Source organism: Thermodesulfobacteriota bacterium, from assembly GCA_036397855.1.
Classification (GTDB): domain Bacteria; phylum Desulfobacterota_D; class UBA1144; order Nemesobacterales; family CSP1-2; genus DASWID01.
In genome coordinates this window covers 1-26319 of the sequence record DASWID010000069.1, presented here as the reverse complement: position 1 = coordinate 26319, position 26319 = coordinate 1, and the positions used below count along the sequence as shown (strand labels likewise).

Genomic DNA, 26319 nt, shown 5'->3' with positions numbered 1-26319 from the left:
AAACATTATTTTTCTTTGTGGGTTGTCTAACAGCGGAAGTTTAATTTTTCCTTTTGACCTTAACACAGCCCTCAGTCTAAGTGTAACAATCTCAATTTCGTCATGTGATTTTTCATATCCATAATTTTTCTTATGTGTTCTATGAAACACCTTTCTAAAGCTATCACTGAAAGGTATTGTTATTTCATGAGACTGCCTTTTATATCTGGCATCGATAAAACGATCGAATCTCAATTCTCCGAACGGAAAATCACCCATAGCCTTTTTCTCTAATGCCTTAAATCCCTTTTCTATCGAATCTAGATCGATCTCTCTTCCGCTTAAGAATATTGTCTGGCTATAATCCTTGAAGGATTCGGCCATGAGCATTCCAAGGGCAGAGAATACGCCGGGATCTTTCGGGGAAATTACTTTCTTGATTCCCAATCCAATCGCTAGTTCGCACGCGTGAAGCCCACCGGCGCCACCGAAGGAGAAAAGTGCAAAATCCCTGGGATCATAACCTCTCCCAATGGAGGCCACCCTGAGGGCTCTCTCCATATTGGAGTTTGAAACCTTTATTATGCCATCCGCCAGCCTTAAAAGAGACATATTCAGTCTATTTGCAAGTCTCCTGAGAGCTGATCTTGATTTCTCGGGGAATATTTTCATCCGTCCTCCCAGAAACCATTTGGGGTTAATCCTGCCAAGTACGACATGTGCATCCGTCACCGTTGGAAAACTCCCTCCTGCATAACACGCAGGCCCTGGATCAGCACCCGCACTGTCCGGGCCTACCTTCAACACTCCTCCCGAATCAACATAGGCGATCGACCCGCCACCCGCACCAATTGTTACAACGTCAAGCATTGGAATCGTAATAGGAATCCCATCGATCTGGTTTTCCGTGGTGAACATGAGAGAACTGTCACAAAGCGCAATGTCTGTGGATGTTCCACCCATGTCATAGGTTATAATCCTCTTATAACCCATCTTTTCAGAAATCTTAAAACCTCCGACCACTCCCCCGGCAGGACCTGAGTATATAATCCTTACTGGCTCCTCCCCAGCTTGCTTTGGGGATATCACTCCGCCACTCGACTGCATAACAAGCACACGAGATTCAGGGAGATTATCAGATAGCGATTTCATATAAGACCTTACCTTAGGCTGAAGGTAAGAATTGGCAACGATGGTCGATGTCCTTTCATATTCCCTGAACTCCGGAAGGATCTTGGATGAAGTGGAAATGGGTATATCTAAAGAACTCAGAATCTTCTCCGCATCGATTTCATTTTTGGAATTTTTGTATGAGTGAAGAAATGAGATTGCAATGCATTCGACCTTTAACTTTTTAAGTCTATAACAGAGTTTTTTAAGCTCATCTATTTGTAGCCTCTTTAAAATTCGTCCCTCGTAATCCACTCTCTCATTTAGTCCGAACCTCAGCGTTTTCTGTACGAGCGGCTCCCGGGGCTGCCAGAAGAGATTATATAATTCCCCCCTATTCTGTCTTCCAATTTCCAGCACATCTTCAAACCCCTTTGTAGTTACGAGTGCCACTCTTGCACCTTTTCGCTCTAACAGTGCATTTGTTCCTACAGTTGTTCCATGAATAATTTCGGTTTTTTTTAATTCATTTCCGAGAATCTCAATCAGCCCCTGAATGATAGCCTGAGAAGGGTCATAGGGAGTTGAGGGTATTTTATGGGTGAACAGATCTTTTCCATTGAAAAAAACAAAATCCGTAAAAGTTCCTCCCGTATCTATTCCAACCTTAATCATTGTCAAACCCTATATTTGATTCTGATGAATTCCAACCTATATAGAAAACTCCATGTAGCACACTATAATGTCTCAGTACATAAACAAACAGTCTCTCATGTCATTGAGAGGAACCCTGAGCCCTGAGTAGTGGGCCCTCAGTCTAATCGAAGTGTCGAACTAACGAAGGATCGAATGGTACGAAGCAATCTAAAACAAAAAAATGAGATCGCCACGCTTGAGCCTGTACTGAGTAAGTCGAAGTGCTCACGGTGACACATTCGATATAAATTCATGGAACATTCATTACAAAAAATCTACAAAATTTAATGTCGTTTCAGAGCTAAAATTACATTTAAACTACATTCAATAACGATATTATTCTAAAACGCCAAATTAATACTCGAATTTTACATTGAAATCCTTTAAAAATGATCTTAGGGAGTAAGTGGGGGAAAAAAGACTACAGGCCATGAAAAATCAAACCAATTGATATTTCCATACGTTATTTTAAAAGCAAAAAACCTTATCAGGAAACATCCACAGCTACTTTCTCTCTGAAGATTTTGGATACTTAACCTTTACTTTTCCTTCGGCAATCTCTCTCAATGCAAGTACTATAGGCTTATTATCGGTCTCTTGCGAAAGGGGAGCGGCTCCCTCAGCGATCTGCTTTGCTCTTTTCATAGCTGCAATGGATAGCGCAAACCTGTTTTCCACTTTTGCAAGGCAATCTTCGATTGTTACTCTCGCCATATCTGGTCTCCTTTAAGCCTAATGAATAACCGTGCAGCAAGCGCCAGGGCATCAGACCTTCAAACTCAGTCTCTCATATCATTGCAATGACGGCGGAAACCCCGTAGCAAACTACAAGGAATTATCAAGCTAGATTATGAATAAAATATATTCTAGAATCAAATTTTAGTAAAGTTAATCGTGAAAAAATTAAATCATAGACCTCGGAATTTGTATTTAACTTGGTTAGTATTAATACCGGAGGAAGTGATGAAAATTGATGAAATTAAGTATGATGAGAAAGGTCTAGTGCCAGTAGTTGTCCAGGATGCCGAAAACGGACAGGTCCTTATGTTAGCTTATGCGAATAAAGAAGCAATCGAGAGAACCCAGGACAACAACAGGACACATTTTTGGAGCAGGTCCAGAAAAAAAATTTGGGAGAAGGGTGAAGAATCGGGAAACACTCAAGAAGTGAAACAGATCTTCCTTGACTGTGACAGAGATGCTATTCTCGTATTAGTCGATCAAAAGGGCGTTTCCTGCCATACTGGTCAGCGAACCTGCTTCTTTACAAACCTTGGAGAAAGTAACAGCGGCGCACCCGCATTTGGGACTATGAAAGGTGGTAGAACGTTGGATGAGGTATATCAAGTTGTTGACGATAGAAAGCGAAATCCGAAAGAGGGTTCATACGTTAGTAAACTATTTAAGGACGGTATCGACAGTATTTTAAAAAAGATCGGTGAGGAAGCAGGTGAAGCCGTTATAGCCGCTAAAAACAACAATAACAATGAAATAATTTACGAAGTAGCCGATCTATGGTTTCACTCTCTGATATTACTTGCCAATTTCCGAATCACCCCAGAGGATATTTATGAAGAACTCGGAAGAAGATTTGGTCGCAAGAAAGAGGAATATAAAAAGTAGAGATGCAAAATTTTGCGTCTCTACACCAAGGCTCATTACGAATAAAAAATATGGTCACCGATTTGCCTTCGGTCTATCCTTTTCTTCTATGTAATCACTTATGAATGTCTTTGCTCTCACCTCGGGAGGCAAGCCAGAAAGGTCTGGGCTAGGCATACTTGTAGAAAGATCATGTGTATATGCAAAGCTAGAAACAACCCTCTCTATCTTCTTAGTTTCACCGCAGTAGCACTTCAGCTTCTTTTCATCCTCTTTATCAAAGATAAGCACTGAAAATCTGAATTTATCTATATTTACCAATACCATTTTTGAACCATCATCAAGATAGAAATCCATATCAGTAGCATTAGATTTCTTTTTCCCGTATTCGGCCAACAACTTTTTATTATCGAGATCAATCACCAAGAGATAATGAATATTAGGATATTTCCTTACTAGATCAGATACACCTTTCTTCGTCGTCTTTTCCTCAAGACTTTTCAAAGAAGCTTCAAGATTACTTCTACATCTCAAACATTCATATTCATATAGAGGCATTTTGATCTCTCCCTATCTCTGGAAATATTGGTTTAAATAATCCTGCCCTACCCATTCACTCTTGATTTCCTCATCTTTTTGCTGTTTATATTCCAAATGCCACCTCAGCTCATCACCAGGTCGGGGCGCCCGCTTATTCTTATCATCAAAGATGGCCTTGAATGTAGAAAAAACCCTTCTCACATTCTCACCTTTATTACACAATGGACACTTCAGATCCTTTTCTTCTTCCTTATTGTAGATCAATTCGCTGAAACGAAAATTCCTTAATTCGAGACACAAGACTCTATCCTTATCAAGTATATAACGAAATCTCCTTGTATTCGGTTTACCTCTGTCTCCGACTGAAAAATGTATCTTGTTATCTTTACTGTTGGAGGCTTCGATATATTTGAAACCTGGGTTCTTTTTCAGTAATTTTGCTGCATTCGTCTTATTTACTTTTCTTACCAAATTTGAAATATCTGAATTGTATTTCTCTACGCATTTATCGCATTCATACTCAAATACTGGCATATTCCCTTCTCCTTAATTTATAAGCAAAAATATTAACAAAGATTCTCAAATTACTCCAGTCCCTTCTACTTTTTTAGTGAATATGATTAATTAGTGAATATGATTAATTTAAGTAAACGTTATTACAAGTATTACCTATAGATAGCCCTTCCACAATTCCGATCTATAATTAAAGGGGCCCCAACCCTTTGTTTGGAATTAAATTTTCTCGGTGGACGTCTTTGCGGTCCTTAGTGTAATATCTGCACTACGGTCTTTTCAAATTCATAATTAATTCATCGGAATGTAAGGGCAATCCCTTCAATGTGTTTCTCATTAACAATTCGACTGTCTGAGGTTGATTATTATGGGTCGGGCATATGTATCCGGTTTAACGCGAAAAAGGATTGCGTCCCCTTTAATTTTTGACACAAGAAACAATACTAACTACATTCCTCATTAAAATAAGGAGATTAAACCATGCCATCACCTACTGAACTACTTGTAGAGGAAAGGGATTTGATAAGCACGTTAACTCTTAACAGACCGGAGAAAAGAAATCTCGTAACTCCATCAATGCTTCTAAAAATAGACAAGCAACTCAAACGAATCGAAAAGGAAGGAAAAGCGAGATGTGTTGTACTACGCGGGGCTGGAGGAAAGGCATTTTCATCGGGATATGACATTGCGGCAATTGGTGAAAATGACATGATGAGAGACTATGTGGGTGATCATCCGCTGATCATTGCCGGACACAGCATCGAGAACTTCCCCTACCCTGTTATTGCCATGATTAATGGTCATGCTTTTGGAGCTGGCCTGGAGTTAGCGGTGAGCTGTGACTACAGGGTTTGTGTTGAAGGTGCAAAGCTGGGGATGCCTCCTGCTAAATTAGGAGTCATTTACACATATACAGGAATCAGGAAATTTCTAAACCTTATAGGTATTGGCTACTCAAAAGAAATGTTTCTAATAGGAAACCCAATTGATGCAAATAAAGCCTTAGGTATCGGTCTTGTAAACGAGGTTAAAGGTTCATCAGAGATTGAAGAATACACTTACTCACTCGCAAATGAGATTGCTTCTAACGCCCCACTTGCCATGAAGACCATGAAACACATGATAAATAAATGGCAAAGGAATCAAAAGCTTGACCCAGCCGATGAGGAAACCCTAAGGCAAATGATTCTAGAGGTGCAATCAAGCGGTGACTATAAAGAGGGACAGAGGGCATTTGCAGAGAAGAGAAAACCAGTTTTTAAAGGCTCTTAAATCTCAAATAACAAATCCCAAATAACAAATCTCAAATAACAAACAAATTCTAAATAACAAATTTTAATGTTAGAAGGCATCGATTTCGTTCATATTCACATAAGAAATACCGTTTTCTTAATAAGCCACAAATTACAGGCACCAAATAACCAATAAATTTCAAATCTCAAGCATCAAATTACAGACAAATCATAAGTCATAGGTTGAAAAATTGGGAGTTATTTAGATTTTTCAAGAATTGAGCTAAATATTTTCGTCAGTTGCGCTGCTTCATCTATTAACTGTCGCCTAGTTTTTTCTCTTTCTTTATCGTTCACTTCTACAAGTTTTACCCAGTAAACGCTTTCTTTTGCTTCTTTACGACAGATTTTAATTCTCATTTTAAAATCCTTTTTCCCAAGTGCTTCATTTGCTTCAATATAATTTGCTCCGACTGACCCCGAAGATCTTACGACTTGTTTCGCTATCTCAATATTGGATATTGATCTTGGGAGAACGTTTACAAATTTTATTACTTGCTTAGCAAATCTAAATGTCCTTTCTTCTAAATCATACTTTTTTGGCTTTGTCATTTGAGAATTAGAATTTGTTTGTTATTTGGTGCTTGTAATTTGGAGCTTCTTTAGAACCTCTGTCTTCTGGATTCTAAATTCTTATGTTAAAGTTTAACCCCAAATTTCTCTCTGTGAAAAATTTCATCAAGAGATTTGCGATTCTTCTTCCTCTTAACCGTAAATTGCTCGGGGCACCCAAAGGGAAGAATGGTGAGCACATAGAGATTCTGGGGGATATTGAGCATCTCCTTGACCCTTTCCCTGTTAATCGCTCCAATCCAGCAGCAGCCCACCCCTTCATTCCACCCGGCAAGTGCCATATTCTGAACTGCCCTTGCCCCGTCTATCTCATGCCATTTATCCGAAGGATCCGTAACGACAACTACGGCAAATGAGGCGTCTACAACAAACTTCCCGCTTGTGCAGAGAGGCCCTAGTGCTTTTATGGTCTGATTATCTTTTATTACGATAAAATCCCAGGGCTGAAGATTCATCGCACTCGGAGCCAATCTCCCGGCTTCAATTATCTTCATGATTACTTCATCGCTCACTTCCTTTTCAATAAAACTCCTTATATCCCTTCTTTTCCTTATACATTCAAATGTATCCATATTATTCCCCCTTGATTTTCTAAACTTTAAAGAAAATGTAGGGACTGATGCCCTCATCAGTCCAAATTTTATACCAGTTCGGGGAACGGGCACTACATCTTTTGATTGATCAATAATTTAGCTGTTAAATCAACGCCAAAAACAATGAGATGCATGATACGTTAATTCTGCATCCTGCATCCTTTACCTATCTTGCATATCCAAACTCATCAATCAAGTCCCCCCTCTCTGTCCATCTTTCCTTCACCTTTACCCACAGCTTGAGATAAACCCTTGCACCTAATATCCTTTCTATATCTACTCTTGCAAGGCTTCCTATTCGCTTCAACATCTGGCCTTGATTACCTATAATAATTCCCCTGTGATTTTTTCTTTCAACAAAGATCAAGGCGGAGATTCTCACTAAATTCCTTTCTGGCACCTCCTCAATATCCTCAACCAAGACAGCAGTTTTATATGGGACTTCTTCATGGGTCAGGTTAAACACCTTTTCTCTGATCAGCTCCGCAACCAGAAAGCGTTCTGGCCTATCAGTTATCATATCTTCCGGAAAGTATTTTGGACCTACCGGAAGGTATTTTACAGTGGTTTGTAGAAGATCATCAATCCCATCTCCGTTTAGTGCGGAGATCGGCAAGACTTCTAAGAGCTTATCATTAAACTGCTGAGACTGATCCATTATGTTCAGGATCATTGATTTCTTTATCAAATCGATTTTGTTTAATGCAAAAATAGCCGGCTTGGGAAGGTTCTGAATTACATATAGATCTTGTCTATTAAATGGTGACTTCACATCTATCATTAATATGATAACATCTGCCTCTCCAAGTGCTGCCATGGAAGCCTGAACCATCGCTTTCCCGAGCGATCCCTTGGCTGCCCTATGAATACCAGGAGTATCTAGGAAGACAAGCTGAGCACCAGGCAGATTTTTAATACCAACAATTCGATTCCTCGTAGTATTCGGTTTTTCAGATACGGCAGATATTTTTCTCCCAACTAGGACGTTTAGCAATGTTGACTTTCCAACATTGGGACCACCTACGATCGAAATAAACCCTGAATGGAAATTACCTGTAGTTTTCATATTTAAGAAAATGTAGAGACGCAAAAATTTGCGCCTCTACCATAAACTTTTACCCTCCTGCTTATCTTTGGCCACGGCTTTTGGATTTTCAATATCCAAATGCCATTCCAATGGATTGTTCTGAATATATTCTCTTATTTTATTCAAATCATCTTCATCACGGATAATGTGTTCGTAATAATTCCGCTGCCATTTAAAATATCGATGACCATTAATTCTACACCAGCGCGTTAACATGGATTTGTATGTGCGGATTACAGAACCCAAGGATTTTGGTACGAGATGTTGAAACGCGTTATGTCGTTGTAGGGGTTCAAAATTTTGAACCCCTACATTTTGTATAACAATTATACCGTGTAAATGATTCGGCATAACAACATATTCATCTAATGTGATATTTTCAAAATGTTCTGGTATCTCCCTAAAGAATGTCTTAGCTTTCCTCCCAACCGCAGACAAAATTAATCTCACGTCCCTGACATTCCCGAAGAAACATTTCCTATTGTAGGTACAAATCGTAACAAAATATGCCCCTGGGCTTGAATAATCGTATTCCTTCAACCTTATTGACCTTCTACCATGTAATTTATGACTGTATTCCATGCAAATTAAGCCCCATAATAGGTTTTCTGACAATATGAATCTCACGCCTTGCTAACATTATTTAATAAAGTTAACATTTTTAGCTTCTAAACTTAAATTTAAGGGAGTTCTTCAGTATGCTCGAGGTTTTAGGTGATTGGAAGAGAACAGATTATTGCGGAAAACTTGGTACGAAAGATCTAAATCGCGAAGTAATCATCATGGGTTGGGTCCAATCGAACAGGGATCATGGTGGGTTAATCTTCATCGATCTCAGAGACCGTGAAGGATTAGTTCAAGTCGTCTTCAACCCTGAAAAAAGTCTTGATTCTCATAAGAAGGCGGAAACCATCAAGGATGAATGGGTAATTGCCGTCAAAGGTAGGGTCTCGAATCGAACAACAGAGACAATAAACCCCAAACTTAATACCGGCGAGATTGAGGTTATGGCACAAGAGATAAGAATTTTAAATCAGTCAAAGGTTCTTCCTTTCTTGATCGAAAATGACATAAGCGTTGATGAACTATTGAGAATGAAGTATCGGTATCTTGATTTGAGAAGACCTATCATGAAAGAAAATTTGCTCCTTCGACATAAGGTAGTCAGTTCAACTAGAAACTACCTAAATTCTCAAGGCTTCATCGAATTCGAAACCCCACAGCTCACTAGATCGACACCCGAAGGAGCAAGAGATTTTCTCGTTCCCAGCAGGCAAAATCAGGGCGAGTTCTATGCACTTCCCCAATCACCGCAACTCTTAAAACAGACACTTATGATTTCGGGATTTGATAAGTATTATCAGATCGCGAAATGCTTCCGTGACGAAGACCTGAGAGCAGACAGACAGCCTGAATTCACCCAAATAGATATGGAGATGTCATTCGTCGGAGAGGATGATGTGATAAAAACGGTTGAAGGTATGCTCAAGGCCATTTTTAAACAAGTAAAAGACAAAGAGATTCCTACTCCTTTTCATAGAATGAGCTTCGATGAGGCAATGTTGAAATATGGTAACGATAGGCCAGATACCAGATTCGGATTAGAGTTAAATGACATTACACAGATATTCGAAAATTCAGATTTTAAAGTCTTTAGCGACACTGTAAAAAAAGGCGGGATAATCAAAGCATTGAATTTGAAGGGGAAAGCTAATGCACTATCGAGAAAACAAATAGACCACCAGACCGAATATGCGAAATCACTGGGCGCTAAGGGTTTGGCATGGATAAGGGTTGATAGAGGTGAATGGCAATCCCCCATTGTCAAATTCCTTAGCGAGAAAGAAAAGGAACAACTGAAAGCTGCTCTAAGCATCGAAGATAAAGACATTATATTTTTCGCAGCGGATAGCCCTTATATCGTGAATCTAGTGCTATCAAATCTTAGATTAAGTTTCGGGAAATCTCTCAACCTGATACCAAATGACGCTTATGAACCAGTCTGGGTCACTGACTTTCCCTTATTAGAGTTTGACGAAAATGAAAAAAGGTATATATCACTACATCATCCCTTCACGTCTCCAAAAGAAGATGACCTAAACTTACTCGATGATAATCCCGAAGCGGTTAGATCAAGGGCTTATGACATAGTACTTAACGGGGTCGAGATCGGCGGCGGTAGTATAAGAATACACAGGAAGGACGTGCAGGAAGCCATTTTCAGTAAATTGGGAATAGAACCAAATGAGGCGAATAACAAGTTCGGGTTCCTCCTCGAAGCACTAGAATTCGGAGCACCACCTCACGGAGGGATCGCTCTAGGTCTGGATAGACTAGTTATGTTACTTGCTGGAGTAGACTCCATAAGGGACGTGATTGCCTTTCCAAAGACGCAAAAAGGGGGATGTCCGCTAACCGAAGCCCCTTCTAAAGTCGAAGAAAAGCAGCTTATTGAATTGGGGATAAAGCTGGATTTGAAAAAAATGTAGGATTAGTCGTGCCCGGTTCAATAAATAAGAGCAGATGTGAATCCCGCCACTGCATGGAACAAACATAATCAAAATCTTTACCAGCAATTCTTATCGATTATTCAACTATAACTAAAACTTACATGGCCAATTGACTGGCTCATCCTCTTTAGTTTTAGGACCCTTGCCCTGTTATTTTCGTTTTTATCCGCCAGGTATCGCAATTCTATCTCTGAAAACGAACGAGAGTTACTGACTGTGGAAGAGTTTAGTAAAAAATAGCGACTTCTTCCCCCGTTCTATTTCTTTTCTTAGGAAAATCCTAAAAGTAGAGAAAGAGTCGAAATAAGGTTATAAAATCAAGTCTAAAGCTATATTACATCCTCAATTGCGCTTTTGCCATTTCGATTCTTTCTTGCTCCATTCCCCTTGACCTCAGTCTTTCCCATATAAGAACACTCGTTATTGAAACTAGAAGAATGATAGTTCCTACCGCGTTTATCTCAGGTGTCATTCCCCTTCGGAGCATCGCCCAGATCTGCATCGGAAGCGTGTTATCCCTCCCTGTAAGAAATATGGTTACAATGATCTCATCAAAAGAAAGGGTAAACGCAAGAAGCGCGGCGCCAAGGAGTGCGGTCTTGATATTTGGGAGCACTATACTAAATATTGCCCTCCATCTGCTTGCTCCTAGGTCCATAGCCGCAAGAACCATCGATTTATCCATAGCCTTAAGGCGTGCCAGAACCTCCAGATAAACAACAGGAATGCAGAATGTTATATGTCCGATTGCAACCGTAAACAAAGAAAGGCCGAGCCTTGCGTAAGAGCAAAAAAGCAGGAGTGCAATTCCAGTGATTATGCCCGGAAAGGTTATAGGCCAGGTTGAAACCCTGTGAAAGATCCCCTTAAGGGGAAACATGTATTCATCCATGGCAAGGGCAAGCAGTGTACCCACAATCATGGAAAATATGGTGGCTGCAATCCCTACCTTAATGCTGTTAAAAACCGCCTGCATAAGATCCTGGTTATTGAAGAACGCCTTATACCAATGAAATGTAAACTTCTTAAATGGGAAATAACTGAATGGTGAATCATTAAAGGAAAATACAACCACTATAACAATTGGCGAATACAGAACGATAAAGAATAAAACGACGTAGAGCTTTAGTATTAAGTCTCCTGCGGAAAAGGGTTTAGCCATTCCCAGATGCTTTTCAACTTTTAAGGATCTCGGCATGATAAAATTACACTACCTATTTAAATTTCCATTCCGCTATAACGTGCAGCGACTTTTTCGCTCACATATAATATGAACGCGACAAGAAGTATAAGAACTAAACCGTTTGCGGCACCGAGTGTCCACTGAAACGCGCTTCCGAAGAGGCTCCATATGATATTTCCTATCATTATTCCCTCAGGACCACCCACCAAAAGGGCGGCCACAAAATCACCAACGCTCAGGGCAAACACAGAAGTTATTCCCGCTATAACTCCGGGAAGAGTGAGAGGAAAGATCACACGCCAGAATGTTGTAATCCTTCCGGCTCCCAAATCGTAAGATGCCTGAAGAAATTCCGCAGGTATCTTTTCAAGCATGGCGTATACGGGAATGATGAGAAACGCGATAAAAGCCATTGTTAGCACGAGCACCAATGCAAACTTGCTGTAAAGCAGAATACTAAGTGGTTCATCAATCATTCCGACAAAAAGTAGAAACTGGTTTATTACTCCGTTAGTCCCGAGAACTATCTTCCATGCGTAAGCTCTCACCAAATAGCTGATCCAGAGCTGCATGATTACAAGGAGCAAAAACAGATTCTTATATCTTTTTATTCTGTACGCAATGAAAAAGGCCACCGGATATCCCAGTATAAGAGAAAGGACTGACACCGTGGCACCGATACCAATAGTCTTGAGTATTGTCCCATAGTAAAGGGGAGTCGTAAAAATCTTGACGAAGTTTTTTAGTGTAAATTCCCTGATGACTGTTAAGTATTCAGTATCCCAGAAGGAGTAGATAAGCAGAACACTGTAAGCAAAGATCTCAAGGATAGTAATCCATAAGATCGGAATAGCTATAAGAATTATAAAATCTAGCCTTCTTCCCTTCATGCAGTCATATCGAGAGTTTGTGGTGCTGACACTACTATAAGATTAAGGCTTAACCAACTTGTAGCGTTTAAGTTGTGAGATATCAGGGCGACTCAGATGTCATCTGGCCGCCCAATCAACCATAATCTCATTACAAATACCAGACAAATAACCTGAAAAACGTCACTTCGCAGTCTTAAATGCCTGACGAACCTCATTATATTCGTCCTCATTCATTACCGGTTGCCACCACTTAATCTTCTCCGAAGCCTCAAGAATATAGTTTGGATCATCTATATGAGTGAAAGCCCTTTCCTCGGGTGTCATAAGAGGCGCAGTTTTAGGGTTTACTATGAAATAGTTTGTTACCTTGAAGACACCCATCTGCCCTTCGGGGCTGATCGCAAAGTTAATCCACTTCTCCGCCAAGTCCTTATGCTTGGTTCCCTTTACAACCATCCATTGGTCAATCCATCCCGTAGTCCCAGGATCTGGAATGCACTCAGCTACGGGAATACCTTGCTTCTTAAGATCGGCAGTTATGATAGGCCATGAGATCGCACCCACCACCTCTTTATTCGCAATTAGATTTGTAAGCTCACCCGCTGTTGACCAAAAGGCCCTTATCTGCGGTCTCCACTGAGTAAGTAGCTTCTTCGCCTCGTCCAATTTAGATTTATCCATCTCGTAAGGGTCATAACCTAGAAGGATACCAGCCTGGAAAACGGCTGTATTATCTTCTCCAGGAACCGACAGCTTACCCTTATACTCTGGATTCTTAAAGTCATCCCAGGTGGGACATTTATCGAAAACATCCGTCCTATAGGTAACAGGGTCGGGTCCCCACGTATAATTTACACCGTAGATCTTTCCGTCCTTCTTGTTATATTCAAGCTTTCTGAAGAACTCGAATATATCGCTGTAATTAGGAATATTTTTTAGATCCACTGGTTCGACAAGATCAGAATCTATCATCCGTTTTGGAAGGTTACTCGAGAGACATACAAGGTCATACGCCGCAGCTCCTCCTGCTTTTACCTTTGCAAAAAATTCATCCATTCCTCCTACATACGTACCCTTGACCTCGGCGCCGTACTTTTCTAAAAATTGCTTAGTAAATGACTCATCCGTATAACCTTCCCATACCAGGGCACTGAGCGTGACTTTTTCAGCCTTCGAGGGAGCAGTCAATGGTAAACCCACGAAGAACAAAAATATAAGGAATACCATCACCCCTGTTACTAACCCTATATTTAAAATTCTACCTCTATACATGTTTGCTTACCTCCTCTATAAGGATTTAATTTTTCAAAACAATTGCGTCTTCAACCCTCCAACAAAAATAGAGAGAATCTCCGGTGGTGAGTTTTTCATGTGCGTTGCCTCCGCGTGCTTCCGCAGTAACAACAAGTCCATTTTCTAGGGCTATTATGTATTCAACGACTGATCCTTCGTAAATTGTCTCGACCAGTTTTCCAGCGATGCAGTTTAAACCATTTGCCTTTTCATGGTCTCTGAACAAAAGTACCCTCTCCGGTCTTACACTGACAGTGATATTGTCGCTCACAGATATCCCCTCTTTTGATTTTACAATCACCTCGCCTACGCTGTCAATCTTTACGATTGCTTTATCAGTTTCTGACCTTATTACCGTTCCATCGATAAAATTCATGTCACCTATAAATTCTGCGGAAAACCGAGTTGAAGGATTCTCGTATATTTCTACAGGGGTTCCAATCTGAACTATTTTGCCCCTGTCGAGAATTAGAATTCTGTCAGAGATACTTAAAGCCTCTCCCTGATCATGGGTTACGTAGATGAATGTCGAACCGATCCTCTCGTGGAGACTCTTTAGCTCAATCAGAAGATGCTGTCTGATTTTCAAGTCCAACGCGCTCAAAGGCTCGTCAAGTAGAAGCACTTCCGGTTCTTTAATCAGGGCCCTCGCAAGCGCTACACGCTGTTTCATGCCACCTGAAAGATGGTGAGGTTCACTCTTCTCCCACTCTTCAAGTTTCATAAGCTTAAGCATATTTTTAACCCTTTCCTTCACAGCATCCCTCTTGACGCCGTCAACCTTGAGACCATAGGCGATATTTTCAAAAACATTCATGTGCGGGAAAAGAGCATAGTTCTGAAAAACCGTGTTGACATTTTTTCTCTTGTGCGGAGGAATCCCATTTACTCGGTTACCAAAAATATAAACGCTTCCCTCTTCGGGCTCTTCAAATCCTCCTAAAATTCTTAATATCGTCGTCTTACCACTACCCGATGGTCCTAGAAATGAAAACAGCTCACCCGTTTTGACAGCAAATGAAACATTATCAAGCGCTACAAAATTAGCATATCTCTTGGTAACGTGATCAAACACGATCGCAGGCTCTTGCTGGGCTGGATATACCTCGTGGCCTTCTGTAGTCATATCTGCCTTTTCGTCGCTAATGGAAAATCCCGTTTGGTTCATTGTCTATCTCGAAAGCCGATTAAATTCGAATACATGCGAAAGTAGTAGAAGAGAACGTCTAAATTCAAGAGCGCTCTTGACAATCCTCTCCAGCCTTCTGGATCCGGTGCAGGTAATCGAATTTCGTCGACAGATACCCAACTTCGTTTGTTAAAAATTTACGAATACCAGCCGAGAGGACCCTCATTCAAATTAATAGTAACCTGTTTCAACTGAGTATATTCCTCTACGGCATACTTTCCAAGTTCTCTTCCAATTCCGCTTTGCTTGTACCCCCCCCATGGAAGCTGGTTGAAACATGGTTGTGACGAATTAACCCAAATTATTCCCGCTCTGAGTTCCTTTACGATTCTGAAAGCCCTATTTAGATCTCTGGTAAAAACTCCACCTGCGAGTCCATATCTCGTTGAGTTTGCAAGATCTATTGCCTCTTCTTCATCTTTAAATTTAGTTACAGTAAGCACAGGCCCAAAGATTTCGTCCTGCACGATCTTCATATCGTTCTTTACCTTCGTAAAAACCGTAGGTGATAGATAAAAACCCTTAGCTAGGTCACCTTTCTCTAGGCGCTTTCCCCCGATCGCGACTTCTGCACCCCCCTTCTTCCCAATCTCAATATAGTTCATAATCTTATTCAACTGTTTCTCAGAAGCGATAGGCCCCATCTCCGTAGATTCATCTAACGGATTCCCAATCCTGACCCTCTTTGTCTTCTTGGTGAGAGCTTCAACAAATTTATCATGAATTTTTTCCTGAACGTAGAGCCTTGAAGTTGCAGAACAAACTTCCCCTTGATTTATAAAAATTCCGAACTGAACCCAATCAACAGCAAGAGGAAAATTAGCGTCGTCGAACACAATCATAGGGGATTTGCCACCGAGTTCGAGGGAGATTTTCTTTACGTTCCCAGCAGCTGCAACCATTAGCTGTTTACCCACATCTACGCTTCCTGTAAAGGCAATCTTGTCTACATACTCGCTCTTACCCAGCTCCATTCCAGCAACGGGACCTAGTCCATTTATAATATTTACAACACCATCTGGAAACCCAACCTTCTTAATCAACTTTCCAAGTTCAAAAGCCGTAAGAGGCGTAATCTCGGCGGGCTTTAATACGCAGCAATTCCCCGTTGCAAGAGCCGGCGCGAGCTTCCATGCAGCCATGAGTAGCGGATAATTCCATGGAATAATCTGGCCTACAACGCCCACGGGCTCTCTGAGAACCATCGCAAAGATATTACTATCAGGTACTGGAACAATATCTCCATTAATTTTGTCTGCAAGGCCGCCATAAAATTCAAAGCAATCCGCAGTATCACTAACATCGAATCTGGATTCTCTTATGGGTTTTCCACAATTGAGAGTCTCAAGCTTCGCTAATTCCTCAGAGTGTTCTCTAATCTCTTGAGCAAGGGCAAGCAATAGTTTTCCACGATCAACTTGGCTCATTTTTCTCCAGGGCCCATGGTCAAATGCACGTCTTGCAGCCATAATTGCCATTCTGGTATCCTCTTCATCTGCGAGTGGAACCTGAGCAATTACCCCTTGATTAGCTGGATTAATAACATCCCAAGTATCTCCTTTATTAGAAGAAACCCAGTTCCCATCAACAAACATTTTATATTTCTTAACGGCCATCCTGGATCACCTCCCTTCATTTTACTTATGAATCCCAAATCATCATAGGTTAATTTTAAATTAAAAGAATCAATGTCATTATAAGGGCTGATGCTTTTTTGCTTCCTTGCTACTTACAGCAATAACTTTCTGATGATAATGCAGATCAATTGATATCAAAATGAAACTGAATGGGCTCTAAGAGCTCGCATTTACGCTAATTTTATCAACACATCTTTGCATCAGATTTGATGAAAAATTATAACAATTTGCTATGCTCACTACTAGACCCTTTTTTTCGAGGAATATCTCTTATTGACCTTCTTTACGGCGTTTTCCAATATACTCAATCCCCTTATCAGTAGCTCCTCGGTGATTACAAGAGGCACAAGAAGTCTTACTACATTGTCATAAGCACCTGCCTTCATTATCACAAGTCCATTCTCAACGCAAAATTTTATAATATCCGACGTTTCCTGCTTGGCGGGTTCCTTGCTTTCTCTATCTTTAACGAGTTCTATAGCCGCCATTGCCCCCATTCCCCTAGCATCTCCAATAACATAATATTTCCCCTGCATTTCTTTAAGTCTCTTATTTATCAAATTGCCAATCTTGCGAGCGTGCTCGATAAAACCCTTTTCCTGCATGATTTCAATAACCTTTAAAGATGCGATACACGAAAGCGGGTTTCCACCAAAAGTCCCTCCAAGCGACCCTACTTCAGGGGATTCCAGTATCTCAGCCCTACCCGTAACCGCACCCAGGGGGAGTCCGGCTGCTATCGATTTTCCCATAACCAATAAGTCCGGCTCAAGATTGTAGTGGTTTACAGCAAACATTTCACCTGTTCTTCCAAAGCCTGTCTGTACCTCATCAACTATAAAAACAATCCCGTGTTGCTTGCAAACCCTCCCTATCTCAGGTAGAAACTCCGGAGGCGGAACTATGAAACCCCCCTCACCGGTTACCGGCTCAACAATAATGGCGGCAACTTCCTCCGGATCTATATGCGTTTTAAAAAAACTTGTGAAATTATCAATACAAGCCAAACAACATTTATGTGAATTTTCATTGAACGGGCAGCGATAACAGTAGCCATAAGGAAGACGATAAACCTCAGGGGCAAAAGGGCCAAATCCTAACTTGTAATACCTGATTTTGCTTGTAAGAGTCATACCGAGAAGGGTTCTTCCATGAAACGCATGCTCAAAGGTTACTATCGATTTTCTCTTAGTAAAATATCTTGAGACCTTAATTGCGTTCTCTACCGCTTCAGCTCCGCTGTTCACCAGAATTGTTTTTTTGGGGAACTTACCCGGCGTTATCTCCGCGAGCCTTTCAGCCAGACGAACATAGGGTTCATACATAAATACGTGAAAACAGGTGTGGAGATACTTCTCTACCTGCTCCCGCAACGGCTCAACTATTTCCTCTCTAGAGTATCCGACATTTACGGATGCGAGACCGCTTGCAAAATCTATGAAAGTATTCCCGTCTATATCAGTGATCAGTGCATCTTTAGCCTGTTTGATAAAGGCTGGAACAGTATTAAACACACCCCTTGGCACGTACTTCTCTCTAAGCTTAATCAGCCTTTTCGACTTCGGTCCTGGAATAGGTGTTTTTAAAAATCCCCCATGTTCATCCATATGTTGTGGGTTCCTTTGTGTTTAGTTTATGTGGCCTTACCGTCTATCTGACAATAAAAAATGTGAATCTTACCCTCTCTATTGTGTCACGAATCCCTTACCATTGTCAATGGGAATTAAGTAATCATTTTGGGATGGGTAAAACTCGATCGAATGACCACGGTTAAAAGGGGGTACGTGTAGCTAGGATAATGACAAAGATCGCTTCCGCCCAAACGCTTACTGATTTAATCTGGGAGTGATTTAAATTAATTTCATAAAAAAGGATTCATTTGGATCATGGCGTTCATTTCCCGAATTCATCCCCAGAGACATTTATCTTAGAGAGTATTACATCGCTCATTTTATAAATTGAGTCCTGACCCGAAATCTTGGTATATACCTTTTTTTCCCCTTTCCTCCCGAAAAGTATCGTGATCTTCTCATCATCCGGTCCGGTAACCGTTATCTGTATTTCTGGTCTGTCCAACCCATAAGGGGCTAGATCCGGAGGATTATCATCAACAAAGGTTTCAACCTCCAGGTTAGCAATTTCATTCAATAGGTCTTTAATTTTTGTCTCATTTACTTTTGCTTTTCCATCAGTTATAAGCCTCCACTTATCCCCAATCCTACGCATCGATAGATCGTTATTACCCTCCCTTATCTCCACCTCTCGTACCTTTATTGGATCTATGTCTACAACCTTTCTCACCCTTATATCGTCTATGCTCTCAGGGATCTGCACGAATACATATTCAGACACTGAATAAACTGGACTTTCTGAATCAAGCTTTATATAATAATCACCATTCTCTTTTTTATTTCCGAATAAGACTCTAATCGAATTATCATCTTCAAAGATTTCAATCTCAGCATTTGGCTTGACCAGACCGTATGCTGATAGGCTCATGGGTTCATCTATTTCGAAATTATCTATTTTTAAATTCAAAAATGCTTTTAGAATCAACGTTACCCTGTCTTGATCGAGTTGAACATAATCGGGCATATCCTTTCCAACCCACCTTCCGCTTTCTCTGTCAACTTCAAATGATAATTGATTTGATCTAAAAATAAGTTTATTTATCTTATCCTCATTCAGTGCGAGGATTCGCTTATCCCTGAAATCATTCTCTGTTTTATCCAGAAATGGCATAAGAGCGGTTTCGTCAACGATTAATACTCTATCTTCCCCACCAACATTAACATAAGTGCCCAAACCTAGCGGGGTCTCTGAACCTACTGAAAGCTTATATTCACCATCAGGTGTTTTGAACATCGCTTCCACTCGAGGACTCTTAAGACCGAAATCATCTAAACTCGATGCATTTTCTGAGGCAATTTTATCAATTTTTATCTCAGAAATTCCGCTCAAAATATTTCCAATAACGCTCTCATCCGCATTAAATCTTTTTGACTCTTTGGTTACAAACCATTTACCTCCATCCCTCATCAATGTTACTTCATGTCCCGGGTATTTAAGCTTAATCAAATCAATTCCTGAACTATGGACCGATGGAAAAACTGTTTTTCTAGTATCTATCTCTTTGTTTCCCCTCATTTCAAATAGAAAGAGATAACCCACAAGGACAATAAAAACTAAAGCTGCAATGAGAGTGGCGGAGAACCTTTTAAGATGTTTATTCATGAATATTTAGCGTGGGGTCTTAGAAAAGATATCTGTGCTACATATTTCTCCTTTTCAGCCAGACCCCAATACCCGAGAATAAAACGATTGAGGGAAGTAAAACAACGGTTACGATAAAAATAACACTCAACTGGTTTCTGGTTATAGTCAATTCCCCTTTCTGCGCAACTTTGGGCCTGATTGAAATTAGTTTCTCATCACCTACAATCCAATTTATGGTATTAAGGAATAAATCGCTATTCCCAGAAAAATCAAAAAATCTGTTCGAAACAAAATCAGCGCTCCCAAAAACCGCAATCCTGTTTTTTTCTCCAATCTCTCCGACTGCGGCTACCCCGAGCGGACCTGATTTATCTCCATTGTCTTGCTGGGCAACCCCCTGATCGAAAAGACTTAAATCACGTTCCGCCCAGCTAAACTGGCTGGTATTGGCGATGAGATTATTTATTACATTGTCTTTGTTAATCACATTTATACTTCTCGAGAAAGGAAAAATTGTAGCAAGACGAAAATTATCAGTAATTTCATGGTTTGGATATTGTGCAACTATCGGAGCGACATCCCCGCCGCCCACCAGTTTTGAAGAGGGATCTATTATGATATCGTCCTCTATTTCGATGCCATAGTCTTTCAACAGAGAAACTAAATCACTGCCCATCCGAGGTTCCATGAGGAATACTGCTTTACCCCCATCATCCAAATATTTTCTTATATCACCGAGTTCTTTTTCGGTTAAAGGTTTAGTTGGAGACGCAACTATCATTATAGAGTTCTTACTCGGTATTATAGACTCCCTAAGGAGCAGCAATTCGCCTACTTCATAACCCTCCTCCTCAAGCGCTCTCTTCAGCTTCCCTGATCCTTCCGCATCGGAACTATTATTGATATCCCTCTCTCCATGGCCTACCAGGAAATATATTCCCTTCTTCTTGTTACTCGACATTTTTATGAGCGCATTTGTGAGTTCTTCTTCCGCATTAGCTTTAATTCCACCAGAGATCGGATCGGCTACTTTAACTTTGATTTCTTGGTCACCGCTTGACAATACTACCGTTCCATATTCACTGACCCCATGGGTCTTAGCAATCCCAGGTTCCCTATCGGCATCGATGAATCTAAACTTGATTTTGTTGTTCCTCCTGGAGTACTCACTGGTTAACTCCTGAAATTCCAATCTGTCTAAACCAACATCCTTAAAAAAAGCAAGTACATCGATATCCCTGTCAATACCATCCAGAACTTTGATTGTCTGATCCGAGACGGTATGAAGCTTCTCTCGAGTTACATCAAGTTTTGTCCCAATTTTCCAAGCGAGATAGTTTAATACAGTTAGGATACCAAGAATTAATAATGTTAATACAATGGCATTCGTACCATGGATAAATAAACGCTTTCTTCTCATTTCCACCTCTCCGAATCGAGCATTATATAAGCAAGGAAGAGCCCTAAGAAGATAAATGAGAGATAATATATTATATCCTTTACTTCGATTACCCCTTTTGCGAAGCTTTCAAAATGGTTTATCATGGAAAGGTATCCAAAGATAGAATCCCCGGCATTCGAAGTGGCACCCATAATCCAGAACACTAGAAGTATTCCGAAAGACACTACCGCTGCGATCATCTGATTCTCCGTAAGAGATGATGCAAAAAGCCCGACCGCAAGAAAGCTTCCACCCATCAGAAAAAGCCCGAGATACCCGGAAAAAATAGGGCCTAGATCGGGATTTCCGTATTTGATCAGTACCAGCATATAAACAGCCGAAAGTATGATCATTAAGGCGAATAGCAATAGGGATGATAGGTATTTACCTATGATGATACTCGTTATCCTGATGGGTGATGTAAAGAGTAACTCCGAGGTAAAGCTTTTTCTCTCATCCGCGATAAGGCGCATCGTTATTAGAGGGATTAATAGAAGTAGAACAACACTAATTGTTCCAAAGAACGGACGAATCACAAATTCATTTAAGCTAATCACTTCCTCTACAAACTGTAACCGCGAATCAAATTGCGATTGGGCAAAACTCTCTAGGTACAGAAAAAAGAAAATCCCCGAAATAATGAGAAATACGAATAAGATAATAAAGGCGATCGGAGAAGCAAAGTATGATTTTAATTCTTTTCTGAATATAGTTACTATTGACTTCATTCATTCACCTTCTGCTGAAATCACTTTGAGAAATATCTCTTCGAGCGATTGAGTAAAGGGGCGCAACTCGAGTAATCCCCAACCATATTCAACAACAGTCTTGGCAATTAAGTCCCCAATATCATGCGATCCTTCAGATGTAATCCTGAACTCTCCGTGAGAGATTTCACTCACATCAGAAACGTGAGGAAGACACAGGATCCGCTCTTTTACATAGCTATCGCTTCGACTGATTTTAAGTAATAGAATTTTCGATCCATGTAAATCCTCTGCGATTCTATCAAGCGATTCCTCGAGGGCTATCTTCCCCCTATGGATAATAACGACCCTGGTACACATCATGTTTACTTCTGATAGCATGTGAGTACTTAGTATAATGGTGCGCCCTCCAGCGAGGCTTTTTATGAGTTCCCTGATCTCTATGATCTGCTTTGGGTCAAGGCCAATTGTAGGTTCGTCAAGTATAAGAACAGCGGGATCATTTACCAGTGCCTGTGCAATTCCAATCCTCTGCCTATATCCCTTCGAGAGATTTCCGATAAGTCTGTTTTTTACATCCGCAATTCCGCACTTGTCCATAACATAGCTAATTCTCTCCCACTTTATCTTGCCAGGTACATCCTTTAAATCTGCCACGAAGTCAAGATAGCCCCCGACAGTCATTTCATTGTAAAGTGGGGGATTCTCTGGCAAATATCCAATCTGTTTCTTAGCCTCAATCGGGTCTTCAACAACGTCAAAGCCTCCGATCCGGACTTCGCCCTCAGTAGGGGGTGTATAACCGGTAATTATGCGCATAGTGGTAGTTTTTCCGGCGCCGTTGGGTCCTAAAAAGCCTAAGATCTCACCCTTCTCCACCTGGAACGATATATTATCGATGGCAATCAACTTGCCGTAACTTTTCGTCACACCCGAGACACTTATCATGTATTATTAGACTATTGAATTTAGATAAAAAATAATTCCCGTAAGATTGATGTCAAGAGTGAAAATTGTCAATATCATAGTTTTAAATCAAGGCTCTTGAAAATTTCCCCTCTCGCCCTATCAATTTTTGTTTTGCATACGATTGTGCTATTATTCTAAAATTAAACCGAGGCAACAAATTAACACGCAATCTTAAGAAAATATATGAATATTTGGAAGGACTTCCATGGACCTAACGCAGCTTATATATTGGATCTATATAGCAAATATCAAGCGGATCCGAGCTCTGTCGACTCTAAAACAAGAGCGATGTTTGACCGTTGGAAACCAGAGATCGACGGTGAGATCCCCACTCGCGCCACGAACATAGATAAAATCGCTGGTGCCGTTATTCTCGCACAGGATATTCGCGCGTACGGCCACTTGGCTGCAAATATTGACCCTCTTGGAAGTGATCCTCCCGGGGATCCTTCGCTCGATATCTCCGCGCACGGACTGACAAAGGAGAATCTGAGTCAGTTGCCACCGAGCCTTGTCGGTGGCCCTATTGCTGAGGAGGCAGTCAACGCACAGGATGCAATCGAATCCCTTTTTAAAATATATACATCCAAAATCGGTTTTGATTACGATCACATTCATATACCCGAAGAGCGCGAATGGTTAAGGCTAACCGCTGAATCGGGTCGCTTCCGCCCGCCGAAGGACTCCATTGATCCAAAGGTTATTCTCGAGATCCTTACCAAGGTAGAGGTTTTTGAACGCTTTCTTCACCGTATATTTCCCGGGAAATTTCGTTTCTCAATAGAGGGCATGGACACGCTGGTACCGATGTTAAACGAGATAATAGCTGAGGCAGCAGAAGCAGGCATCAATAAAATCCTACTGGGTATGGCCCATCGCGGGAGGCTGAATGTGATGGCTCACGTTCTCAACAAACCCTATATACAAACCCTCGTCATGTTTAAAGACCCGGTGTTAGCACGCGACTTCAGGGATGATATGGGTTGGACGGGGGACGTCAAATATCATGAAGGAGCTAGCAGGGCTGTGAAAAACGGCAAGCTGATCGAAATGGTTGTGACCTTGGCACCCAACCCCAGCCATCTGGAATCGGTTAACCCGGTAGTTGAGGGAATGGCACGTGCAGCTGGAACAAAGGTCGATAATCCCGGCTCCCCGGAGTTTGATCACACAGTTACTCTACCAATACTTATTCACGGAGATGCTGGATTTCCGGGTCAGGGTGTAGTGGCAGAAACCCTGAATCTTTCCAGCCTACCCGGTTATCGTACCGGAGGCACTATTCACATTATAACTAACAATCAGCTTGGTTTTACCACAAACCCGGAAGCCGGACGGAGCACGCTGTACGCAAGCGATTTAGCAAAGGGGTTCGAAATTCCGATCGTTCATGTTAACGCCGACGACCCAGAGGCTTGTATAGAGGCAGCTCGTCTTGCATTTGCATATCTTATTCGGTTTAGAAAGGACTCCCTGATAGATTTGGTTGGCTACCGTCGTCATGGACATAATGAAGCAGATGAACCCTCTTTTACACAACCTACCATGTACAGGAGGATTGAGAAACACCCGACTGTTCGAGAATTATGGGCAGACACCCTGTTAGCACGAAACATCATCGATAGGAAATGGCCTGACGAACTTGTTGCCAATAGTATGGAACAACTCCACAGGGCTCTAGAATCATTGAGTGGCAAAGAAGTCCCTATCAGGATACATCCCGAGCCCCCGCCCCCCGGTATCGCGAGAAAGGTCAAGACTGCTGTTCCTGCGGAAAAACTTAAAACCTACTATGGGGAATTACATAAGGTGCCAAATAACTTCCAACTCCATCCAAAGCTTAAACGAACTATGGAAAGGAGGAGCAAGGCTCTGGATGAAGATCCTACCGAGCCCACTATTGACTGGATGATGGCCGAGCAGCTGGCTTTTGCTTCAATACTGGCTGATGGGATAGCGATACGACTCACTGGCCAGGATACTGAAAGGGGTACTTTCAGCCATAGACACGCCGTTTTCCACGACATTAACACAGATGCCCCGTATATTCCGCTAAAGGAGTTGCCACAGGCCAAAGCGGCGTTTGAAATCCACAATAGCCCGTTATCGGAAAATGCTGCAATTGGGTTTGAATACGGCTATAACATCCAAGAACCTCAAAGACTTGTCGTTTGGGAAGCGCAGTACGGAGACTTCATAAATGGAGCCCAGGTTATAATCGATGAATTTCTAACCTCCTCACGTGCTAAATGGGGACAAACTCCATCTTTGGTACTCCTATTACCACATGCCTATGAAGGACAGGGACCAGATCATTCAAGCGCTCGCGTAGAGCGGCTTTTAGAATCCTCCGTCGACGTCAATATTCGTATTGCAAACTGTACTACGGCGGCACAATACTTTCACCTTCTGCGGCGTCAGGCCGCTCTTTTGAGAATCGATCCTTTGCCCCTGGTAATATTGACTCCTAAGAGCCTATTGAGAAATCCTGCGGTAACATCCTCTTTAATTGAACTTTCTGAAGGCTCTTGGCAGCCGGTTATTGATGATCCTGTAGATCAAAAAAATGTTGATAAGGTTCGACGGCTGATACTCTGCAGTGGAAAGGTATATGTTGATCTTGTAACGAGTGATTTCAGGAAAAATAACAATTCGGTCGCAATAGCAAGAGTGGAACAATATTATCCGCTGCCAAAAGATGAACTGAAGCATATTTTAGATAAATACGATAAGATAGATGAAGTTGTCTGGCTGCAGGAAGAGCCGATGAACATGGGTGCATGGACCTACATGCAGCCACGATTAAAAAAACTCCTAAACAATGTGCCAGTGCATTACATCGGAAGACGTCCCTATTCAAGCCCTGCAGAGGGTTCATTATCCCGTCATAAGATAAACCAAGGCACACTGGTAGAGCAAGCTTATAAGTTAAAATGTGAAAGGGAAATGCATGACATATTATGCTTAACAAATTTATAGACCGGAGAATAGAAAATCATGTCGGTTAACATCGTAGTACCCGAAATGGGTGAATCAGTGGTTGAAGCGACAGTGGTAAGATGGCTGAAAAGCGAAGGAGAGCCTGTGAGTCCAGGTGAAGCTGTTGTAGAACTGGAGACCGAGAAAGCAAATTTCGAAGTAGGGGCTGAGAAAGGAGGTATTTTGGTACGCATAGACAAAAACAAGGACGATGATGTAAAGGTAGGCGATGTATTAGGGGTAATAGATGAAGCCCGAAAGGAAGAAGAAGAAAAAAAGAGAAAGCCTGAGCAGGAAAGAGAGAAAAGAAAGAAAGCAGCAGAAGAACCAGAGAAAAA

At 41.3% G+C, this 26319-nt stretch carries 23 protein-coding genes; 5 read left to right on the top strand and 18 right to left on the bottom strand.

The window, feature by feature from the left end:
* Both VGA95_05465 and rpoZ read right to left on the bottom strand, forming a co-directional pair.
* A partial coding sequence (locus tag VGA95_05465; protein ID HEX9665994.1) for a hydantoinase/oxoprolinase family protein occupies positions 1 to 1764 on the bottom strand: 1764 nt, incomplete at its 3' end.
* A 525-nt stretch (positions 1765 to 2289) separates the two neighbouring features.
* Positions 2290 to 2499, bottom strand: coding sequence for a DNA-directed RNA polymerase subunit omega (gene rpoZ / locus VGA95_05460; GenBank protein HEX9665993.1), 210 nt, complete (start codon positions 2497 to 2499; stop codon positions 2290 to 2292).
* 246 nt (positions 2500 to 2745) lie between these two features.
* Between rpoZ and hisIE the strand changes: the two genes are divergently transcribed.
* A complete protein-coding gene (gene hisIE, locus VGA95_05455; GenBank protein ID HEX9665992.1) occupies positions 2746 to 3408 on the top strand; it encodes a bifunctional phosphoribosyl-AMP cyclohydrolase/phosphoribosyl-ATP diphosphatase HisIE in 663 nt (220 codons plus the stop codon).
* Positions 3409 to 3462: 54 nt separating this feature from the next.
* On the opposite strand, the gene VGA95_05450 is transcribed toward hisIE, so the two are convergent.
* Positions 3463 to 3945: a hypothetical protein gene (locus tag VGA95_05450; GenBank protein HEX9665991.1), complete on the bottom strand. Its 483-nt coding sequence runs from the start codon at positions 3943 to 3945 to the stop codon at positions 3463 to 3465.
* Between the two features lie 12 nt (positions 3946 to 3957).
* A complete protein-coding gene (locus tag VGA95_05445) occupies positions 3958 to 4461 on the bottom strand; it encodes a hypothetical protein (protein HEX9665990.1) in 504 nt (167 codons plus the stop codon).
* 459 nt (positions 4462 to 4920) lie between these two features.
* On the opposite strand from VGA95_05445, the gene VGA95_05440 reads away from it, so the two are divergent.
* A complete protein-coding gene (locus VGA95_05440) occupies positions 4921 to 5712 on the top strand; it encodes an enoyl-CoA hydratase-related protein (GenBank protein ID HEX9665989.1) in 792 nt (263 codons plus the stop codon).
* Between the two features lie 218 nt (positions 5713 to 5930).
* Here VGA95_05440 and VGA95_05435 read toward each other — a convergent pair whose 3' ends face one another.
* From VGA95_05435 to VGA95_05420, 4 genes are all read right to left on the bottom strand, one after another.
* Positions 5931 to 6284, bottom strand: a complete 354-nt coding sequence (locus tag VGA95_05435; GenBank protein ID HEX9665988.1) for a four helix bundle protein — start codon at positions 6282 to 6284, stop codon at positions 5931 to 5933.
* 86 nt (positions 6285 to 6370) lie between these two features.
* A complete protein-coding gene (locus tag VGA95_05430; GenBank protein HEX9665987.1) occupies positions 6371 to 6877 on the bottom strand; it encodes a nitroreductase family protein in 507 nt (168 codons plus the stop codon).
* A 187-nt stretch (positions 6878 to 7064) separates the two neighbouring features.
* Positions 7065 to 7964, bottom strand: coding sequence for a GTPase Era (gene era, locus VGA95_05425; GenBank protein ID HEX9665986.1), 900 nt, complete (start codon positions 7962 to 7964; stop codon positions 7065 to 7067).
* A gap of 36 nt (positions 7965 to 8000) precedes the next feature.
* Positions 8001 to 8525: a transposase gene (locus VGA95_05420; protein HEX9665985.1), complete on the bottom strand. Its 525-nt coding sequence runs from the start codon at positions 8523 to 8525 to the stop codon at positions 8001 to 8003.
* A 158-nt stretch (positions 8526 to 8683) separates the two neighbouring features.
* Between VGA95_05420 and aspS the strand changes: the two genes are divergently transcribed.
* The gene (gene aspS, locus VGA95_05415; protein HEX9665984.1) at positions 8684 to 10474 is read left to right on the top strand and encodes an aspartate--tRNA ligase; all 1791 of its coding nucleotides are present in this window, start codon (positions 8684 to 8686) and stop codon (positions 10472 to 10474) included.
* Between the two features lie 355 nt (positions 10475 to 10829).
* On the opposite strand, the gene VGA95_05410 is transcribed toward aspS, so the two are convergent.
* From VGA95_05410 to VGA95_05365, 10 genes are all read right to left on the bottom strand, one after another.
* On the bottom strand, positions 10830 to 11693 hold the full coding sequence (locus VGA95_05410) for an ABC transporter permease (GenBank protein HEX9665983.1): 864 nt from the start codon (positions 11691 to 11693) through the stop codon (positions 10830 to 10832).
* 20 nt (positions 11694 to 11713) lie between these two features.
* Positions 11714 to 12568, bottom strand: coding sequence for an ABC transporter permease (locus tag VGA95_05405; protein ID HEX9665982.1), 855 nt, complete (start codon positions 12566 to 12568; stop codon positions 11714 to 11716).
* A 162-nt stretch (positions 12569 to 12730) separates the two neighbouring features.
* A complete protein-coding gene (locus VGA95_05400; protein ID HEX9665981.1) occupies positions 12731 to 13822 on the bottom strand; it encodes an extracellular solute-binding protein in 1092 nt (363 codons plus the stop codon).
* A 25-nt stretch (positions 13823 to 13847) separates the two neighbouring features.
* On the bottom strand, positions 13848 to 15011 hold the full coding sequence (locus VGA95_05395) for an ABC transporter ATP-binding protein (protein HEX9665980.1): 1164 nt from the start codon (positions 15009 to 15011) through the stop codon (positions 13848 to 13850).
* Positions 15012 to 15169: 158 nt separating this feature from the next.
* Positions 15170 to 16648: an aldehyde dehydrogenase family protein gene (locus VGA95_05390; protein HEX9665979.1), complete on the bottom strand. Its 1479-nt coding sequence runs from the start codon at positions 16646 to 16648 to the stop codon at positions 15170 to 15172.
* A 263-nt stretch (positions 16649 to 16911) separates the two neighbouring features.
* On the bottom strand, positions 16912 to 18276 hold the full coding sequence (gene gabT / locus VGA95_05385; GenBank protein ID HEX9665978.1) for a 4-aminobutyrate--2-oxoglutarate transaminase: 1365 nt from the start codon (positions 18274 to 18276) through the stop codon (positions 16912 to 16914).
* Between the two features lie 286 nt (positions 18277 to 18562).
* Positions 18563 to 19903, bottom strand: a complete 1341-nt coding sequence (locus VGA95_05380; protein HEX9665977.1) for a DUF4340 domain-containing protein — start codon at positions 19901 to 19903, stop codon at positions 18563 to 18565.
* Between the two features lie 37 nt (positions 19904 to 19940).
* Complete coding sequence (locus VGA95_05375) at positions 19941 to 21305, bottom strand: GldG family protein (GenBank protein ID HEX9665976.1); 1365 nt, start codon at positions 21303 to 21305, stop codon at positions 19941 to 19943.
* The gene (locus VGA95_05370; GenBank protein HEX9665975.1) at positions 21302 to 22054 is read right to left on the bottom strand and encodes an ABC transporter permease subunit; all 753 of its coding nucleotides are present in this window, start codon (positions 22052 to 22054) and stop codon (positions 21302 to 21304) included. The genes VGA95_05375 and VGA95_05370 overlap by 4 nt, the downstream gene beginning before the upstream one ends.
* Positions 22055 to 22963 carry an ATP-binding cassette domain-containing protein gene (locus VGA95_05365; GenBank protein HEX9665974.1) on the bottom strand — a complete coding sequence of 303 codons (909 nt, stop codon included), beginning with the start codon at positions 22961 to 22963 and terminating at the stop codon, positions 22055 to 22057.
* A gap of 222 nt (positions 22964 to 23185) precedes the next feature.
* Here VGA95_05365 and VGA95_05360 point away from each other — a divergent pair, with 222 nt between their 5' ends.
* Positions 23186 to 25981, top strand: coding sequence for a 2-oxoglutarate dehydrogenase E1 component (locus tag VGA95_05360; GenBank protein HEX9665973.1), 2796 nt, complete (start codon positions 23186 to 23188; stop codon positions 25979 to 25981).
* 18 nt (positions 25982 to 25999) lie between these two features.
* On the top strand, positions 26000 to 26319 hold a 320-nt coding region (locus tag VGA95_05355; protein ID HEX9665972.1), incomplete at its 3' end, for a biotin/lipoyl-containing protein.